Origin of the sequence: Arthrobacter silviterrae (assembly GCF_011045165.1) — a bacterium.
In the GTDB taxonomy this organism is placed as follows: domain Bacteria; phylum Actinomycetota; class Actinomycetes; order Actinomycetales; family Micrococcaceae; genus Specibacter; species Specibacter silviterrae.
In genome coordinates, this window is sequence record NZ_JAAKZI010000025.1 from 37,090 (window position 1) to 54,811 (window position 17,722).

General features: G+C 63.0%; 14 protein-coding genes and 2 tRNA genes. 13 read left to right on the forward strand and 3 right to left on the reverse strand.

Translation table 11 applies throughout. The features are described from left to right. Nucleotides 1-31 precede the first annotated feature (31 nt). From gnd to G6N77_RS13810, 10 genes are all read left to right on the forward strand, one after another. Nucleotides 32-919, forward strand: coding sequence for a phosphogluconate dehydrogenase (NAD(+)-dependent, decarboxylating) (gene gnd / locus G6N77_RS13770; protein ID WP_165182745.1), 888 nt, complete (start codon nucleotides 32-34; stop codon nucleotides 917-919). Nucleotides 920-942: 23 nt separating this feature from the next. Further along, nucleotides 943-2,172 carry a DNA replication/repair protein RecF gene (gene recF / locus G6N77_RS13775; RefSeq protein WP_165182746.1) on the forward strand — a complete coding sequence of 410 codons (1,230 nt, stop codon included), beginning with the start codon at nucleotides 943-945 and terminating at the stop codon, nucleotides 2,170-2,172. After that, a complete protein-coding gene (locus tag G6N77_RS13780) occupies nucleotides 2,162-2,755 on the forward strand; it encodes a DciA family protein (protein ID WP_370875222.1) in 594 nt (197 codons plus the stop codon). Before recF ends, G6N77_RS13780 begins: the two co-directional genes overlap by 11 nt. Before the next feature lie 365 nt (nucleotides 2,756-3,120). Further along, the gene (gene gyrB / locus G6N77_RS13785; protein ID WP_165182772.1) at nucleotides 3,121-5,184 is read left to right on the forward strand and encodes a DNA topoisomerase (ATP-hydrolyzing) subunit B; all 2,064 of its coding nucleotides are present in this window, start codon (nucleotides 3,121-3,123) and stop codon (nucleotides 5,182-5,184) included. A 65-nt stretch (nucleotides 5,185-5,249) separates the two neighbouring features. Beyond that, nucleotides 5,250-7,892, forward strand: coding sequence for a DNA gyrase subunit A (gene gyrA / locus G6N77_RS13790; RefSeq protein WP_165182748.1), 2,643 nt, complete (start codon nucleotides 5,250-5,252; stop codon nucleotides 7,890-7,892). After that, nucleotides 7,889-8,407: a DUF3566 domain-containing protein gene (locus G6N77_RS13795; RefSeq protein ID WP_165182749.1), complete on the forward strand. Its 519-nt coding sequence runs from the start codon at nucleotides 7,889-7,891 to the stop codon at nucleotides 8,405-8,407. The genes gyrA and G6N77_RS13795 overlap by 4 nt, the downstream gene beginning before the upstream one ends. Nucleotides 8,408-8,530: 123 nt before the next feature. Next, nucleotides 8,531-8,604, forward strand: a tRNA-Ile gene (locus G6N77_RS13800). Between the two features lie 38 nt (nucleotides 8,605-8,642). Further along, nucleotides 8,643-8,762, forward strand: a complete 120-nt coding sequence (locus G6N77_RS20150) for a DLW-39 family protein (RefSeq protein ID WP_306987209.1) — start codon at nucleotides 8,643-8,645, stop codon at nucleotides 8,760-8,762. Nucleotides 8,763-8,788: 26 nt separating this feature from the next. Continuing rightward, nucleotides 8,789-8,864 (forward strand) — tRNA-Ala (locus G6N77_RS13805). Between the two features lie 76 nt (nucleotides 8,865-8,940). After that, entirely contained in the window at nucleotides 8,941-9,822 is an 882-nt protein-coding gene (locus G6N77_RS13810; protein WP_165182750.1) for a DMT family transporter, read from the forward strand. A gap of 67 nt (nucleotides 9,823-9,889) precedes the next feature. On the opposite strand, the gene G6N77_RS13815 is transcribed toward G6N77_RS13810, so the two are convergent. Continuing rightward, nucleotides 9,890-10,759 carry a hypothetical protein gene (locus G6N77_RS13815; protein WP_165182751.1) on the reverse strand — a complete coding sequence of 290 codons (870 nt, stop codon included), beginning with the start codon at nucleotides 10,757-10,759 and terminating at the stop codon, nucleotides 9,890-9,892. A 139-nt stretch (nucleotides 10,760-10,898) separates the two neighbouring features. Between G6N77_RS13815 and G6N77_RS13820 the strand changes: the two genes are divergently transcribed. After that, a complete protein-coding gene (locus G6N77_RS13820) occupies nucleotides 10,899-11,441 on the forward strand; it encodes a peptidylprolyl isomerase (RefSeq protein WP_165182752.1) in 543 nt (180 codons plus the stop codon). 264 nt (nucleotides 11,442-11,705) lie between these two features. After that, nucleotides 11,706-12,437 carry a rhomboid family intramembrane serine protease gene (locus G6N77_RS13825; protein ID WP_306987210.1) on the forward strand — a complete coding sequence of 244 codons (732 nt, stop codon included), beginning with the start codon at nucleotides 11,706-11,708 and terminating at the stop codon, nucleotides 12,435-12,437. On the opposite strand, the gene G6N77_RS13830 is transcribed toward G6N77_RS13825, so the two are convergent. Beyond that, nucleotides 12,434-12,985: a flavin reductase family protein gene (locus tag G6N77_RS13830; protein WP_165182754.1), complete on the reverse strand. Its 552-nt coding sequence runs from the start codon at nucleotides 12,983-12,985 to the stop codon at nucleotides 12,434-12,436. The genes G6N77_RS13825 and G6N77_RS13830 overlap by 4 nt on opposite strands. A 505-nt stretch (nucleotides 12,986-13,490) precedes the next feature. Next, nucleotides 13,491-14,165, reverse strand: a complete 675-nt coding sequence (locus tag G6N77_RS13835) for an alpha-ketoglutarate-dependent dioxygenase AlkB family protein (protein WP_165182755.1) — start codon at nucleotides 14,163-14,165, stop codon at nucleotides 13,491-13,493. Nucleotides 14,166-15,063: 898 nt separating this feature from the next. On the opposite strand from G6N77_RS13835, the gene G6N77_RS13840 reads away from it, so the two are divergent. Continuing rightward, nucleotides 15,064-17,679, forward strand: coding sequence for a response regulator transcription factor (locus G6N77_RS13840; RefSeq protein WP_165182756.1), 2,616 nt, complete (start codon nucleotides 15,064-15,066; stop codon nucleotides 17,677-17,679). The last annotated feature ends 43 nt before the right edge of the window (nucleotides 17,680-17,722 follow it).

A 17,722-nucleotide genomic window follows, 5' to 3' on the forward strand; every position in this document is an offset into this window, starting at 1 on the left:
CCACAAAGCAAATCAAGAAAAGGGAGTTGCCGTGCACATCGGACTTGTCGGACTTGGAAAAATGGGCTTCAACATGCGTGCCCGGTTGCGCGAGGCGGACATCGAAGTCACCGGATACGACAGAAATCCCGACGTCACGGACGTCCCCTCGCTGGCAGAACTGGTTGCTGCTGTACCCGCCCCGCGCCTGATCTGGGTCATGGTCCCCTCAGGCGACATCACAGACTCTGTCATTACTGAACTCTCCCAGCACATGGAAGCCGGTGACCTGCTGGTTGACGGGGGCAATTCGCGCTTCACCGAGGACCAGCGCCACGGCGCCCTGCTGGCTGAGAAGAAGATCGGCTTTATGGACGTGGGTGTCTCGGGCGGTGTGTGGGGCTTGAAGAACGGTTACGGCCTGATGGCTGGCGGTTCGGCCGAAAACGTGGCGTGGGCCATGCCCATCCTGGACGCACTCCGGCCCGCAGGAGATCGAGCCGACAGCTTTGTCCACGTCGGCGACATCGGTGCCGGCCACTACGCGAAGATGGTCCACAACGGCATTGAATACGGGCTCATGCAGGCCTACGCCGAAGGCTATGAACTGCTGGCAAAGAAGGAAATCATCCAGGACCTGCCGGGCACCTTCCGCGCCTGGCAAAAAGGGACAGTGGTCCGCTCATGGCTGTTGGACCTGATGGTCAAGGCCCTCGACGAAGATCCGGGCCTGGAGTCCATTGACGACTACGTTGAGGATTCGGGGGAGGGCCGCTGGACAGTCGAGGAAGCCATCGCGAATGCAGTGCCCGCCCCTGCCATTACAGCAGCACTGTTTGCCCGTTTTTCTTCCCGTGAGGACAATTCCCCGGCCATGAAGATGGTTTCCGCGCTGCGCCACCAGTTCGGTGGGCATGCCACCAAGCCTGCAGGGTCCTAGCCGGAAAAGAGCCGGGCACTGCCGTGTTTCTTGAACATCTTTCGCTCACCGACTTCCGCAGCTACGAGCAGGTGGAACTGTCGCTCTCTCCCGGGGTGACAGTGCTGGTCGGTTCCAACGGACTAGGAAAAACCAACCTCGTCGAATCAATCGGCTACCTCTCCTCGCTGGCCTCCCACCGGGTCAGTTCCGATCTGCCCCTGCTGCGAATCGGCACGGAACGGTCACTGATCCGGGCCCAGCTGGTACGGGGCGAACAAAAAGTCATGGTCGAGGTGGAGATCAACGCCTCCCGGGCCAACCGGGCCAGGATCAACCGGGCCAACCCCGTCCGTGCCCGTGACATCCTGGGGATCTGCCGGAGCGTCCTTTTTGCTCCAGAGGACCTGGCGCTGGTGAAGGGCGATCCCGCCAACCGGCGCCGTTTCCTGGACGAGCTGTTGGTGGTGCTGGCCCCGAAACATGCCGCAACGCGCATGGAATATGACAGGGTGCTCAAGCAGCGCAACGCCTTGCTCAAGTCTGCCCGGGCCGCCCACTTTTCGCGGTCCGGCGTCAATGAAGGGCAGCTGGCCACCCTGGACGTGTGGGATGCACACCTGGCTGCGGCCGCGGCCAAATTGCTGGCTGCCCGCCTGGACCTGGTGGAACGGTTGCGTCCTTACATGGCCGAGGCCTACGCACAATTGACGGATGGCACCAAGGCGCTGCAGGCCATTTACCGCAGCAGTCTGGACACCCCGGCAGGGATACAGGACATGCACGACGGCGGCAGCGCCGACATTCTCGGCCAGCCGGCGCCCCCTCCCGAAGACGGCGAACTGGCCAACTGCACCGAGGACGAGCTGGCCAAAAGGTACATCGCTGCGCTGTCCGCGGCCCGGCCCCGGGAACTGGACCGCGGCATGACCCTGGTGGGACCCCACCGGGACGACCTTGAATTGCTGCTGGGGGACTCGCCCGCCCGCGGATACGCCTCGCATGGGGAATCGTGGTCCGTGGCGTTGGCCCTTCGCCTGGCGTCATTCCATGTGCTGGGCGCGGACTCCCCCATTGCCGGCAACCAGCCCATCCTGATTTTGGATGACGTTTTTGCCGAACTGGACGCCGAACGGCGCAGCAAGCTGGCCCTGATGGTGGCCGGTGCCGAGCAGGTCCTGGTGACGGCGGCCGTGGGAGGGGACATTCCGGATGAACTGGCCGCAGCGCATGTGCAGGTCATTCCGGGCGGGGTGCAGGCACGTGGGCTCTGAGAAAGCCCCCACCCCGGGTGCGCGCCACGACGCCACCGGCCGGAAGAGCCGGGCGGCCGCTGCCGCGACCGACCATGTCACGGAAGTGGATGCGGCGCAGGCAGCCCTGAACCGGATGCGAACCATTGCCAAGAGCCGTGGTGAACTGCGCATTCCGCGCAGCCGCCTGGGCGAAAAGGCAGTGCCCAGGGGCAAACGCCAGCCATTTCTGGACCTGGTGGACGGCGGCCGCGACCCCCAGGGGCTGGGAAAGGTGGTCAGCCGCCTTGTTTCGGACCGCGGCTGGACCTCGCCGCTGGCCGTGGGGTCGGTGATGGCGCAGTGGGACACCCTGGTGGGCGCGGACATTGCAGCGCACTGCCAGCCGGAAAGCTTTGAAGCCACCACCTTGCATGTGCGCTGCGACTCCACCAGCTGGGCCACGCAACTGCGCCTGCTCTCCTCATCGCTGCTGGCGAAGTTTGACGCCGAACTGGGGGCCGGCGTCGTAGGCAAAATAATGGTCCTGGGGCCCGCGGCACCGAGCTGGCGCAAGGGTTTCCGCAGCGTCAAGGGGCGCGGCCCGCGCGACACTTACGGGTAGGGTGCCACGCGGCCCCGCGAAAAGTGTCAAACGCCCTGCTGGGCGACTGGAACCCCCGCGGGCGTACATCCCCTCAGCGGTGGAGCGATTGTGGCACGCTAGGGCACTTTTCTCGCCTCTGAAGGCACGTTTGGGCAGGGTTTGCCCCAGCCGCAAGGTAGAATTAGAGGCAGGACCGTCTCCCTGCGGCGTTGAGATGCTTTTTGAGGCTTCACCGGGAGCGGTATTTACGTGCCTTCACGGGATGAGCCGGATGCCTGATCTTAGGGGTGTCCGCGGCATTACCGCTGGCGGCAATCGGGCTAACTATAAAGGGGTCGAACGCGCCTGTGACAACGAACAATCCGGAGAACCCGGGGAACGCGATGAATCCGGAGCAGGGTGGCCCCGCAGGGGAAGGCGTGGTTGTCGAAGCCGCGGCCCCGCCGGTCGAGGCCCCCCACTACGATGCCAGCGACATCACGGTCCTGGAAGGACTGGAAGCGGTCCGCAAGCGTCCCGGCATGTACATCGGTTCCACGGGCCTGCGCGGCCTGCACCACCTGGTCTATGAGGTGGTGGACAACTCCGTTGACGAGGCACTGGCCGGCTACTGCGACCACATTGAAATCACCCTGACCTCCGACGGCGGCGTGCGCGTGGTGGACAACGGCCGCGGCATTCCCGTGGACATCCACCCCACCGAGGGCAAGCCCACGGTTGAAGTGGTCATGACCATCCTGCACGCCGGCGGCAAGTTCGGCGGCAGCGGCTATGCGGTTTCCGGCGGCCTGCACGGGGTGGGCATCTCCGTGGTGAATGCACTGTCCCGGCGCGTCGACACCGAGATCCGACGCAAGGGCTTTGTGTGGCGCATGAGTTTCGCCGACGGCGGCAAGCCGCAGGGAACCCTGGTCAAGGGCGAGGCCACCACGGAAACCGGCACCATCCAGACGTTTTACCCGGACCCGGAAATCTTTGAATCGGTGGAGTTCGACTTTGAAACGCTCCGTGCCCGCTTCCAGCAGATGGCCTTCCTGAACAAGGGCCTGAAGATCACGCTCAGTGACGAGCGCGTGCCGGAGAACCACGACGAGGACCCCGACCTGGATGCGATTCCGGAGGGCAAGGACATTGCCACCGGCAAGCGCGTGGTGGTGTACCAGTACCTGGACGGCCTGCTGGACTACGTCAAGTACCTGAACTCTTCCAAGAAGTACGAGCCCGTCCACGAGGACGTCATTGCCTTTGAAACCGAGGACACCACCCGGCACATGGCAGTGGAACTGGCCCTGCAGTGGACCACGTCCTTCTCCGAAAGCGTCCACACCTACGCCAACACGATCAACACACACGAGGGCGGCACCCACGAAGAAGGCTTCCGTGCCGCGATGACGTCGCTGATCAACCGCTACGCGCGGGAGAAGAACATCATCAAGGACAAGGATGACAACCTCACGGGCGATGACATCCGCGAGGGCCTCACGGCAGTCATTTCGGTCAAGCTCTCGGAACCGCAATTTGAAGGCCAGACCAAGACGAAGCTGGGCAACTCGGAGGTCAAGGGATTTGTCCAGCGTGTGGTCACGGACGGCCTGGGTGATTGGTTAGAACGCAACCCCGGCCCCGCCCGGGACGTGATCCGCAAGTCCATCCAGGCCTCACAGGCCCGCCTGGCCGCCCGCAAGGCGCGGGAAAACACCCGCCGCAAGGGACTGCTGGAATCCGGTGGCATGCCCGGAAAGCTCAAGGACTGCCAGTCCAAGGACCCGGCCCTGTCCGAGATTTACATTGTGGAGGGTGACTCCGCAGGCGGCTCGGCCGTCCGCGGCCGCAACCCAACCACCCAGGCCATCCTGCCGCTGCGCGGCAAGATCCTGAACGTGGAGCGGGCCCGTTTGGACCGCGCCCTGGGCAACGCCGAAGTGCAGGCCATGATCACGGCATTTGGTGCCGGCATTGGCGAGGACTTTGACGTGGACAAGGCCAGGTACCACAAGATTGTGCTGATGGCCGATGCCGACGTGGATGGCCAGCACATCACCACCTTGCTGCTGACACTGCTGTTCCGCTACATGCGGCCCCTGATCGAGAGCGGCTACGTCTACCTGGCCCAGCCGCCGCTGTACCGCATCAAGTGGTCCAACGCCCCGCACGACTATGTGTACAGCGACAAGGAACGCGACGCCGCCCTGGCCGCCGGTGCAGCCGCCGGACGGCGCATTCCCAAGGACAACGGCATCCAGCGCTACAAGGGCCTGGGCGAGATGGACTACTCCGAACTCTGGGACACCACCATGGACCCGGCCCACAGGACATTGCTGCAGGTCACCATGGAAGACGCCGCCGAAGCTGACCAGATCTTCTCCATCCTCATGGGTGAGGACGTTGAATCCCGCCGGAACTTTATTCAACAAAACGCCAAGGATGTCCGCTTCCTCGATATCTAGGACCGGGTTCACCCCGACTTCATATAACGAATCAGACATATTTTGGGATTGGAATATAAAAGACTATGAGTGACGAAACACCTGAGAATCCGGGCAGCGAACAGGCCGGCGAAGTGGTCCTCGAAGGCGACGTGGTAGTTGGCCATGACAAGATCGAACAAATTGACCTGCAGGAGGAAATGAAGCGTTCCTACCTGGACTACGCCATGGCCGTCATCGTGGGGCGTGCACTCCCCGACGTCCGCGACGGGCTCAAGCCCGTGCACCGCCGCGTGCTGTATGCCATGTTCGACGGCGGCTACCGCCCGGAACGCTCCTTCAACAAGTGTGCCCGCGTGGTGGGCGAGGTCATGGGCCAGTACCACCCGCACGGTGACTCCGCCATTTACGACGCCCTGGTCCGCCTCATCCAGGACTGGACCATGCGCTACCCGCTGGCACTGGGACAGGGGAACTTTGGTTCCCCCGGCAATGACGGCGCGGCCGCGCCCCGTTACACGGAAACCAAGATGGCCCCCCTGGCCATGGAAATGGTCCGGGACATTGACGAGGAAACTGTCGACTTCCAGGACAACTATGACGGCAAGAACCAGGAACCGACCATTCTGCCGTCCCGCTTCCCGAACCTTTTGGTCAACGGGTCCTCCGGGATCGCCGTGGGCATGGCCACCAACATTCCCCCGCACAACCTGCGCGAGGTTTCCGAGGGCGTCCAGTGGTTCCTGGCCAACCCCACCGTCTCCCGCGAGGAACTGCTTGAGGCGCTGATCCAGCGCATCAAGGGACCCGACTTCCCCACAGGAGCACAGATCCTGGGGCGCAAGGGCATTGAGGACGCCTACCGGACGGGCCGCGGCTCGATCACCATGCGCGCCGTGGTCAACGTGGAGGAAATCCAGGGACGCACCTGCCTGGTGGTCACCGAACTGCCCTACCAGGCCAACCCGGACAACCTGGCCATCAAGATCGCCGAGCTCGTCAAGGACGGCAAGATCGCCGGCATCGCCGACCTGCGCGACGAGACCTCGGGCCGCACGGGCCAGCGCCTCGTCGTCGTCCTCAAGCGCGACGCCGTGGCCAAGGTTGTCCTGAACAACCTCTACAAGCACACGCAGCTGCAGGAAAACTTCAGCGCCAACATGCTGGCCATTGTCGACGGCGTGCCGCGTACGCTGCCGCTCGATGCTTTCATCCGCCACTGGGTGACCCACCAGATGGACGTCATTGTCCGCCGCACCCGCTTCCGCCTGCGCAAGGCCGAGGAAGAGGCGCACATCCAGCGGGCACTGCTCAAGGCGCTCAACGCCCTGGACGAGGTCATTGCGCTGATCCGGCGCTCCTCCACCTCGGAGGAAGCCCGCGACGGCCTGATGTCCCTGCTGGAAATCGACGAAATCCAGGCCAAGGCCATCCTTGACATGCAGCTGCGCAAGCTGGCCGCCCTTGAACACCAGAAGATCCAGGACCGGGCGGACCAGCTCGAAACCATGATCACGGAATTCAACCGGATCCTGGCTGATCCCGAAGTGCAGCGCGGCATTGTCAGCGACGAACTGGCCGACATCACCGCCCGTTACGGCGACGAACGCCGCACCGAAATCATGATGGGCTACGACCCCAACATGAGCATGGAAGACCTCATTCCCGAAGAGGAAATGGTGGTGACCATCACCCGCGGCGGTTACGTCAAGCGCACCCGCAGCGACAACTACCGCACGCAGCACCGCGGAGGCAAGGGCGTCAAGGGCGCCCAGCTGCGCGGGGACGACGTCGTCGAGCATTTCTTCGTCACCACCACACACCACTGGCTGCTGTTCTTCACCAACCTGGGGCGCGTTTACCGGGCCAAGGCGTATGAGCTGGCCGAGGCCGGCCGGGACGCCAAGGGCCAGCACGTGGCAAACCTCCTCGCGTTCCAGCCGGATGAAAAGATTGCCCAGGTCATGGAGCTCCATGACTACCAGCAGTCGCCCTACCTGGTCCTGGCCACGCGCAACGGCCTGGTGAAGAAGACCCGGCTTGAGGACTACGACACCAACCGTTCGGCCGGCGTCATCGCCATCAACCTGCGCGACGACGACGAACTGGTCTCCGCACAGCTGGTTTCAGACACCGATGACCTCATCCTGGTGTCCCGAAAGGGCCAGTCCATCCGGTTTACCGCCACCGACGAGGCCCTGCGCCCCATGGGACGGGCCACCTCAGGTGTGACGGGCATGAAGTTCCGCGACCGGGACGAACTGCTTGCCGCAGCCGTGGTGACCGATGACTCCTATGTGTTCATCGTGACGGAAGGCGGCTACGCCAAGCGCACCGCCGTCGACGAATACCGGCTGCAGGGCCGCGGCGGCCTGGGCATCAAGGTCGCGAAGCTCGTGGAGGACCGTGGCGACCTGGTTGGCGCCTTGATCGTGCAGGAAGACGACGAGGTGCTGGTGGTCATGAGCGGCGGCAAGATTGTCCGCTCCAATGTCTCCGAAGTGCCCGCCAAGGGGCGCGACACGATGGGGGTCATCTTCGCCAAGCCGGACAAGCATGACCGCATCATTGAAGTGGCCCGGAACAGCGAACGCGGACTGGACCAGGACGACCTTGAGGAAGTCACGGACGACGAAGGCGCCGAGGAAAATGGCGGACCCCAAGCAAACGATCAGGTAAATGAAGTACCGTTAACCGACCCTGACGCAACAAATGGAGGTACCGATTGAGCTCGAGCAACCCGAATCCGCGGCCCAGTACCGCCCCGAGGGTAGGCGCGCCAGCCCGGCCGCAGCAGCGTCCAGGCACCTCTTCGGGCCCCTCAGCGGTCAAGCGCCCGTCCCATCCGCCGCTCGTCAAGCCGGCCCCCAAGGCGAAGGCACGCCGTGCCCGCCTGCTGGTCAGCAAGGTGGAGCCCTGGTCCGTGCTGAAGATGGCATTCCTGCTGTCCGTGGCTCTGGGCATCATTACAGTGGTGGCCTCCATCGTGCTGTGGTCGGTGCTTGACGTCATTGGCCTCTTTGACAAGGTCAACTCCCTCATGACGGACATTCAGGGACCCGAGGGCGGAACCGCCTTCGACCTGATGAAGTATGCATCCCTGGGCCAGGTGGCCTCCTACGCCACCATTGTCGCCGTCGTCAACGTGGTGCTGCTGACCACCCTCTCCATGCTGTCGGCGGTGCTGTACAACATCTCCGCCACCTTGGTGGGCGGCATCGGCGTCACCCTGACGGACGACTAAATCGGCCCGAATTTACTGCAAATTCCGCGAATTGGCGGGTTCAATAAACGGTTGGACCCGCCGATTTGTGAGTTGGGGAATGTGTGGGGTAAAGTTTTATCTCGGCCCGCTGAGGGCCGATGAGGGCGCATAGCTCAGGCGGTTAGAGCGCTTCGCTGATAACGAAGAGGTCCCAGGTTCAAGTCCTGGTGCGCCCACGGAACCATTGCCGGTTCCCAGTCAAGGATGGTGTGCAGTGCGCAAGTTGCTGGTTTTAGCCGCAGCTTTGGGCGCTGCGGTTTTCTTGAACAGGAAGTGGCAGGATTCCAAGGTTGCCAAGGCAACGTGGAGCAAGGCGACGGACACCGTCAACTAGTTCCAAAAGTACTGAACCACCCCCATGGGGGCATGGCGCAATTGGTAGCGCACCTGCTTTGCAAGCAGGGGGTTCGGGGTTCGAGTCCCCGTGCCTCCACCATGGTAAACACCCCGGCCAGCAGGCCGGGGTGTTTTGTTTTGTTCGGGAAGCAGCCCGGGTGCCCTACTGTTGACAGGTGATCTTATTCTTGGCGGTTCTGGGCATTGTGGGTGTTTCGGCATCCGGGCCGATCATGGCAGCAACGGCCGCCCCCGCCCTGACCATCGCCTTTTGGCGCAATGCCCTCGGCGCGCTCACGATGGGTGCACCCGTGCTGGTGGGCGGCAGGGGCTCAATCGCCTCACTGGGACGCACGGAACTTAAGTTTTCGGCCATTGCCGCCATTGCCCTGGCCCTGCACTTTGCGTGTTTCATTACGTCCGTGAAGCTGACAAGCGTAGCGGCCGCAACAGCGCTGGTCTGCCTGCAGGCCGCCTGGATTGCCCTTTTCCAGTGGCTTCGGGGACGGCGTCCGCCATTCCTCATTGTCCTGGGACTGGGCGTGGCCCTGGGAGGCGTGGTGGTGATTACCGGATTTGATGTGGGCGTCTCCGGTGATGCGCTGGTGGGCGACCTTCTGGCCCTGGCCGGCGGCGCCCTGGCCGCCGTGTACACGCTGGCTGGGTCGCGGGCCCGCAAGAGCATGTCAACGCCGCTGTATTCGAGCATTTGCTACGGCATCGCATCAGTGGTCCTGCTCGCAATGTGCCTTGCCCTGGGGCAGCCACTGATTGCCATTCCGCCGGTAGCCTGGCTGGGCATCATTGCCGTCACCGTGGCCGCCCAAATCATGGGGCACACCATCTTCAACCACTTGCTGGCGACCATTTCCCCGCTGGTGGTCTCCATGATGATCCTGTTGGAAATTCCCGGGGCCGCCTTGCTGGCCGGCATCTTCCTGGGTGAAATGCTCCCGGCCGGGACATACCTGGGGCTGGCCCTGATCATTGCCGGGCTGGCCGTTGTGGTGCTGCACCAAGGCCGCGGAGGACTCAAGCGGACATCGACGGCCGGTTAACAGGCTGTGGCCCCGGATCAGCTGAGATCCAGGGCCACTTGCCACAAACGTTGACGCCGGGCGAAGGCTATTTGTTGGGAGCCTTCGGCTTCGGCGTGGTGTCCTTGGCTGCCGGCTCCGGGATCGTGGCTGCATCCTCCGGGCCGGCGTCAGCCGCGGATTCGGCAGCGTCCACAGTATCCAGTCCGTCGGTGCTGACGGCAGCCGCGGGCACGGGGGCCGGCTTTGCCTGCGGCTCCTCGGGAACTGCCGCCGGAACGGTTGCGACGGGGGCCGGGGTGGTGACAGGGACGGGAGTCTTCCACGGGTCCGGCACCGGCTTGGATGCCTTCCACGCGGCAACGCCCGCGGCCGTGGCCGCCGCAATGATACCCAGCACGATCCAACCCTTGCCGCCCTTCTTCTGGCTCCGCTTGAGCTCAGCCGCGGCCTGCCTAGCTGCCGCAGCGGCAGCCTTTTCGGCCTTGGCCAGGGCCCGCTTGCCGCCCGCCACCTTGGCGACCACCACGTTTGCCGGCTCCGAGGCACTTGTCTTTTCCAAAGCGGATCCAACGGCCTGGGCGGCATCGCCCAACTTTTCCGAGAACAGCGGGATGTAGTCCCCAACCATCTTGTCCTTGGCGGAGGTGAGCGCGGGAGTTGCCCTGTTCAGGGCCTCCTGGACCCGTGGAGCGGCATCGTCAAAGGCATCGGAAATCCTCGGCCCAAGCCGGCCCAGGCCGTCCTGGATTTTCGGCGTAACGGAAGCTACGCCGTCGGCGGTGAACTGTGCAGCCTTGCGAATGCCTTCCTGAACTTTGGGGGAGGCATTGTCGATGCCCTTTTGAATCTTCGGCGCAGCCCAGTCGCGGGCAGCCTCGACACGGGGCGTGGCCCATTCCACGCCGGTGGTGAGGGACTCTTCCAAGTCGTGGGTCAAGCGTTCTACTGTCTTCACGTTTTCCTCCAGATGTCAGGGTCTTCACCATTTAGCCTACGTCGCGCATGGCGCACCTGCCATGCTCCTTGAGTTCGCCCGGCGCGGAAAGTCCCCCGTGGGCGGGAATTTTGCCAGTTTGACATGGCAGAATGTCGCCATGACTGCTATCCCAACCGCAAAAGCAACTATCAACACCAGCCTGGGCGACATCGTGGTGAACCTGTTTGGCAACCACGCACCCAAGACGGTCGCCAACTTTGTTGGCCTGGCCACCGGTGAAATCGAATGGACCCACCCGGGCACCGGTGAGAAGACGAACGCGCCGCTGTACAACGGGACCATTTTCCACCGCATCATCAAGGACTTCATGATCCAGGGCGGCGATCCGCTGGGCCGCGGCATTGGCGGACCGGGCTTCCAGTTCGACGACGAGATCAACCCCGACCTGAACTTCAACGACCCGTACAAGTTCGCCATGGCCAACGCCGGTATCCAGGGCGGCCGCGGCACCAACGGTTCACAGTTCTTCATCACCACGGTCAACACCAGCTGGCTCCAGGGCAAGCACACTATTTTTGGTGAAGTTGCCGACGATTCCTCCAAGGCAGTCGTTGACGCCATTGAGGGTGTTTCCACCGGTCCCGGCGACAAGCCGCGCGAGGACGTTGTCATCAACTCGGTCACCGTCGAGCAACTCTAGCTACGGGCTTCACCTCCCTTTGGACCCACCCGGCTGCCGGGGTCCGCGCAGGCCAAGCCATTTTCGGCTGGGCCTGCCCGGGCACCGGCGGCCACACACTTTTAAGCCTCTTCCCAAGGAACCACCACCATGAGCTCTGCATATCCGGCACCGGGAACCCCTGTGGGGGCGCCAGTCTGCCCACGGCACCCAGACCGCGTCTCCTATGTGAGCTGCCAGCGGTGTGGCCGGCCAACGTGCCCGGACTGCCAGCGAAGTGCGGCCGTGGGCATCCAATGCGTGGACTGCGTCCGTGAGTCCGCCAAGGCCGTGCGGGCGCGCCGGACCATTTTTGGCGGCGGGGTGACCACCGGCCGTCCCGTGGTCACCATCACCATGATGGCCATCTGCGTGGCCATGTTTGTTCTGGACTGGGCCATCCCCAAGGACTTCATCTTCCAGAACTTTGCCTACGCGCCGTTCACCACGGAAACCCAGCCATGGCGCATGGTGACGTCTGCGTTCCTGCATTCCACGAACGTCATGCACATTGCGTTTAATATGTACGCTCTGTGGATTTTGGGCAGCGCCCTGGAACCTGCCTTCGGCCGGCTGCGCTTCCTGGCTGTCTATCTCATCAGCGCGCTGGCCGGGTCGGTTGCAGTTTTGTTGATGTTCGCGGACCCGCTGACTCCTGTGGTGGGGGCCTCTGGCGCCATATTTGGCCTCTTTGGCGCGCTCTTCGTGGTCCAGAAGAAGCGCGGCGGGGACCTGCGCCAAATTGTGGTGCTGCTGCTCATAAATGCCGCACTGGGGTTCTTCATCCCCAACATTGCCTGGCAGGCGCACCTGGGCGGGCTGATCGCCGGCGCGCTGTGCACTGTGGCCATTGCCTACGCCCCGGCCAACGCCCGGCGCAATGTGGTCCAGTGGGGCGGCATGGCCGCCGTCGTGCTTGTCATGGTGGGGCTTGCCCTTTACAAGGTCTCCACCTTTCCCCCTTACGTGGTGGGTTAGGGCTTGAGCCGGCGGTAGTCGCCGGCGTAGTGGAGCAGTGGTGAGGCCTCTGGAGACGGCCCGGCCTCGCTGCCCATACCCACCACTTCCCCCACCACCAGCAGGTGCGTGGCCGCCACATGGACGGCCGTGGTGGCGACCTCAAAGTAGGCCAGGGAGCCGGCAATGACGGCGCAGCCGGTGGCCGGCCCGCGCTTGAACTCGATCTGGTTGAGCAGGCCCTCTGTTGGCGTGCCCGGGCTAGCCAGCCAGTTAGCGGCCCGCTTTTGCTCCGTAGGGAGCAGCGTCAGGGCCCACTGTCCCGACTCGACTACCGCCTGGGCAATCCTGGACCCTTCATAGAGGCTCACCAAAAGTGTCGGAGGGTCATAGGACACTGAGAGGTAGGCGGTCACCGTGGCGGCGTAGTCACGGCCGCGCAGCACGGTGCTGACAATGGCGACGCCTGCGGCCTGCTCGGCGCCCAGCCGGCGAAACTCATCGATGTCCGCTTGCGTGGGTGCCTGTGGGGATACGCGTTGGGAGTCGAGCGGCTCTGTGAGTTCCATGCCTCCATGGTCCCATGGCTGCCTAATTGTCCACAGGCTTGTCCACACATGGGCATAACTTACAGACTTGTAGTTCTAGAAGGTGAAAACCCGTCGAACAGCTACTTGTCCACATGGTTGTTCACACTGGGTATAAGTTACACACATGTAATTCCACAGCTGTGGATTACTTTCTGGCGGCACTGTCCCGCAATTAAGAGGAAATCTGGCATAAGTTATCCACTTCTGTGGATAACTTTGTGAACAACCGGGTGCGGAGTGGTTTTCGAATACGGCCTGTGGATAGTTCGAATAAGTTGTCAACGTCCGTGGATAAGTTTCGGATCGATGCCGTCACGATCCACATCCTGTGGATAACCATGGGGACAAGGTGTGAACAACAATAATTGCCGGCGTGCTGCAGGTTCACACGCCGGCTGCCAGCGTTCTCCATTTCGTGTCGCCGGCGGGCTGCCGGAGCTGGAGCGTCAATGGCGGCTGGGCAGGTGCGTGGTGCCGGTGTCGCTCATTGCCCGCTCATTCCGGTCACGCGCATGGTGATGTTGATGCGCCCGGTTGCCAGCCCGCAGCCATCAGGGGCAGTCCCTGGGTAGATGCGGGGGACGCCATGGTAGGCGAAGCGTGAGGCGCCTCCGAAGACGAACAGGTCGCCGGAGGAAAGGCTGATGTCTTCGTACGGTTTGGACCTGTTGTCTGCGTTTCCAAAGCGGAACTGGCAGGTGTCCCCGATCGACAAGGACACCACCGGGGCCTTGGAGAGTTCGTCCTTGTCCTGGTGCATTCCCATCCGGGCGGTCGCGTCGTAGTAGTTCACCAGCGCCGTGTCGGGGGTGTAGTCGTCGCCGGCATGTGGATCTCCGCTTGCCTCGACGAGTGCCTTTCTGCCCAGCCGGACCATCCAGTCGGGGAAGTCAAGAACGCGGTTGCCATTCACGTCGACGGCGTCGCGCGTGTATTGGTACGGGCGCCAGTGCCAGCCCAGACAGACAGTCTTGACGGACATTTCATGACCGCCAACTTTTGCCGAACGGATGGGCACTGGCCCGCTGGCCCATTCCTTGAATCGGGCGACCAGCCATTTCTGCTGCTCCATATTCAGCCAGTTCGGAACGTGGACTGCCCCGGGGGCCAGCTCGCGGCGGGGCCGCTCCATGAGGTCATCCCCAAACAAGTAGTTCATGGGGCCGTTCCTTCCAAAGTGAATGAGGCATCGCGGACGCGCCAGCTGTTGTAGTCTGCTCAGCTTTCCATTCCGTCGATGGGGTAGCTCGCCGGGCCATTTGGCTCCATCCTAGGCGTGTTCCACAACGACCCAAGGGCCTCCCTTCGGATTCGTAGTCCGCCTCCCTTTGGGATATTTGCCACGGAGGAATGCTTGGCCGCACAATCAGGGAAAGAACGTTAATGACTTGTTGCACACCGGTCTAGTGGCTTCGCACGCACTTGCCACAAGCCCCGGTTGGGAGGATGGTGTCATGCCCACTACGGATCCCGGTGGTGCGGAAACGGCGGGTGCAATTGCTGCGTGACCTCGAAGTTCCCCTGCTGGAGATTCCTTCCCTGCCCAACGCCAATTCTGTTGACCGGCTAGTGAAAGCAGACGAGACGGGCGTGCTGCTGTCGGCCGGGGATCAAGCACGCGCATTCGGTGCGGGGTGGGATCCGTCGTGGCAGGCAGCCGCTCGCGCGCGGCTTTGACACCGAGCAGGGGTTCGCCAATTTTTATGACGGGATTGAGCCAGGGCTGGGCCATTGGATGAGGCAGGTTATCAACGCCAATGCACTGTCCCACGGGATCGACCCGGCAACTGCCGCGTGGGGATAGCCCCCTACCATCCCGGGCCGAGTGCGGCATCGTTGACAGCCTTTTCACCTTTGGTGGACAAATGGCTGCGAATCGTCGACGAACGGCGGGTCATTCCATAGACTAAGGCCAAGTGGTCATCCTGCCATGGCGCCACTTCGCGTCCAGGCAGCACTTGGTCTCGCTGTTGGCGGTTCGTTCTGCTGCGGCGGCATATGGGGAATGGGGTACTGTGGCTCGCCGGGCTAACGTTGGAGACATTGTTGCGCAATTGATGGATGCCTCGTCACGGGGCGTCCTTGTTGTGGGACAGCACGGTGCCGGCAAGACGTGGATGCTGGGCCAGGTCGTAGCAGCCCTCGGCTCCGGCGCAACCACCATAAGGCTCTCCCCAAGCAAGGCCCTTTCGTCTGTTCCCTTTGGGGCGGTCAACGCGAGGGTTGGCATGAACCTGGCGCGCAGCACCGACTACTACGAAGTCCTCAATGGGCTGCTGGACCAAGTCCGCAGCGGATTTGAAAAGTCTGAAAACGTGTTCCTCATGGTGGACAATGGCGAATACCTGGATGAGCAAAGTGCCGCCGTCATTATGCAGGTCATCATGTCAACCGACACCAAGCTGATCGTGGTGGACCAGCCGGGAAGCCACCGCACCTATCTGCGGGAGCTGTGGCGGGACGGGTATCTGGCCCGATTTGAAATGGCGCCGCTCAAGAGCAGCGATGTCAGGCTGTTTCTTGAAGATGTTCTGGACGGCCAGGTGGCCGCGTCGGCCGCCCACTACCTCTCGAGCAGGTCCGCCGGAAATCCGCTGGTCCTGAAGGGCTTGGTGTCGGGGGCACTGGAGGAAGGGTCCCTGCGAAAGGTCGGAGGCGTGTGGACGCTGGACCATCCCGGGGACAAGCTGGGATCCGAATCCCGGGACTACCTGCAGATGGACCTGGAGTATCTTGGACCCGAGTCTCGGCGCATCATCGAGATCCTGGCCCTGGCCGGCCCGCTGCCCCTGGACATTTTGCTGGACGTGACCGATTCCGAGTCAGTCGATGACATCCAACAGCGGGACCTGGTGGCCATAGTCCCAGGTTCCACCATGACCATGTGCCTGTCCCGGCCTGCCACGGCGGGGCCCATCCGGCGGATGATTCCCGTGGGACGCAGCCGCCGTCTCCTTGCCGAAGTGTCCAAGGTTTTCGTGCCCGACGGCGGCACCAGCTCGGATATGCTCATCAACTTCACCCGGTGGGCAGTTGACTGCGGAGCCGCGGTGAGCGATGAACAGATTTTGGCCGCGGCCACGCGGGCCAATGAAATGATGCGCCTGCCGGAAGCCCTTCAGATCAGCAGCCTCCATGTGGGGCCGGCCCACGCCGGCGCGTTGCTGGCGCAGCGCTCCATTGCCCACCTGAACCACAGCTGGGCTGCACAGGCTTGCACACTTGCCCTCAAGAGCCTGGAAATGGCAGTGACGCCCGACGACGGCGCTGCCGCCTTGCGGGCCGCCCACTTCGCGTTTCTTCCGGACCACAATTATGAGGTGCACTTCGCATCGGCTCTGCGCAGCTATGAGGACAAATTTGGCGAGGTTAGCCTGGCCAACCCGTCCACCCGTGCCGACATTGATGTTTTGACGCTCCAGGCCATGCGCGATTTGACCCTTGGCTACAGCACGGCGGCACTTGAACGGACCCTGGCGCTGCTGGACCACCCCATGACGGCCAACAGGGTGGACCAGACGCAGCTGAAGTCGCTGCTGTGCGAGGTTTACTCCACCATCGGGCGCATCGGCTCGGCAGCAGAGATGGCATTCGCGGTGATTGGGGAACTGGAAAGCCCTGAAGGCTTTCCCCGGCCAGACATCTCTATTTTGGCGTATGCCCGTAGCGTTTCAGCCTTCATCTACGACGGCGACTGGGGCACCGCGGCGAAAATGCTCGAACCGCAGATCTTTACCAACCCCGACCTGATGCTGTCCTCGGGCGGCCTGCGCGACTTGGGCGAGGCCATGATGCACTGCCGCCGCGGGCACATTGACGAGGCACTGTCCCTGCTGATCCCCGCTGTTGGAACACTTTCCGACTACGATCCCTGGCTGGTCCTCCACACCGCTCTGGGACTCATGGCCTACTGCCGGGTCATGCATGGGGATATTGAAGGGGCGCAGCTGCCCCTGGACCGGCTTGATGCCCTCGATTATCGCGGCAGCAAGTTTTACGCCCTCGAAGGACTGGCCTACGCCGCCGCTGCCCGGAGCTTGGCAGGTGAGCGCGAACGCGGCGTCAAGGACCTGTACGACATACTGCACGAGTGCCAGGAATCAGGCTATGCCGGGACGGAATTGACCGTATTGTCGCTGTTGGTCCGAGTCGGCGAGTCCGGCGTGGTCCCTCGGCTCGGTGACGTGGCGAAAAAGCTGGAATCCAAGGGCGCCCCGTTCTTCCAGAGCTGGGCCGAGGCCTTGCGCACACAGGACCCTGTCATGTTGGACAAGGCCAGTGCCATGGCCATGGAATACGGTTATGAACTCACTGCAGTGGAGCTGGCAGCCCAGGCCCAGAAGAAGTTCCATGACCGGGGCAAGGTGCACAAGAGCCGCAAGACTGCCAGCAAGCTGGTGCTGATGCGCGAGCAAATGCCAGGGCTGGCCGCCCTGGTGTTCAACAGCGTGGACCGGCCGCAAATGACCCGCCGCGAGCACGAGGTTGCCGTGCTGGTGGCGCGGGGCGAATCCAACAATGCCATCGCCGCCAGGCTGAACGTTTCGCTGCGCACCATTGAGGGCCACCTGTACCGGACCTTCATCAAGCTTGACCTTCAGTCCAGGGAACAGCTGGCTGAGCTGATGAACAATGACGCTGCCAACACTGCGGCCATTCACCTGCAGCGCTGACCTGAAACACGTAGCTGGGTCCCTGACTGAGTGGAGGGCCCGG

What these genes read in the sequence shown, in the direction of transcription:
- gyrB (WP_165182772.1), top strand. Translation starts at nt 3,121, where the DNA reads ATGAATCCGGAGCAGGGTGGCCCCGCAGGGGAAGGCGTGGTTGTCGAA.
- gyrA (WP_165182748.1), top strand. Translation starts at nt 5,250, where the DNA reads ATGAGTGACGAAACACCTGAGAATCCGGGCAGCGAACAGGCCGGCGAA.
- G6N77_RS13820 (WP_165182752.1), top strand. Translation starts at nt 10,899, where the DNA reads ATGACTGCTATCCCAACCGCAAAAGCAACTATCAACACCAGCCTGGGC.
- G6N77_RS13830 (WP_165182754.1), bottom strand. Translation starts at nt 12,985, where the DNA reads ATGGAACTCACAGAGCCGCTCGACTCCCAACGCGTATCCCCACAGGCA.
- G6N77_RS13835 (WP_165182755.1), bottom strand. Translation starts at nt 14,165, where the DNA reads ATGAACTACTTGTTTGGGGATGACCTCATGGAGCGGCCCCGCCGCGAG.
- G6N77_RS13840 (WP_165182756.1), top strand. Translation starts at nt 15,064, where the DNA reads ATGGATGCCTCGTCACGGGGCGTCCTTGTTGTGGGACAGCACGGTGCC.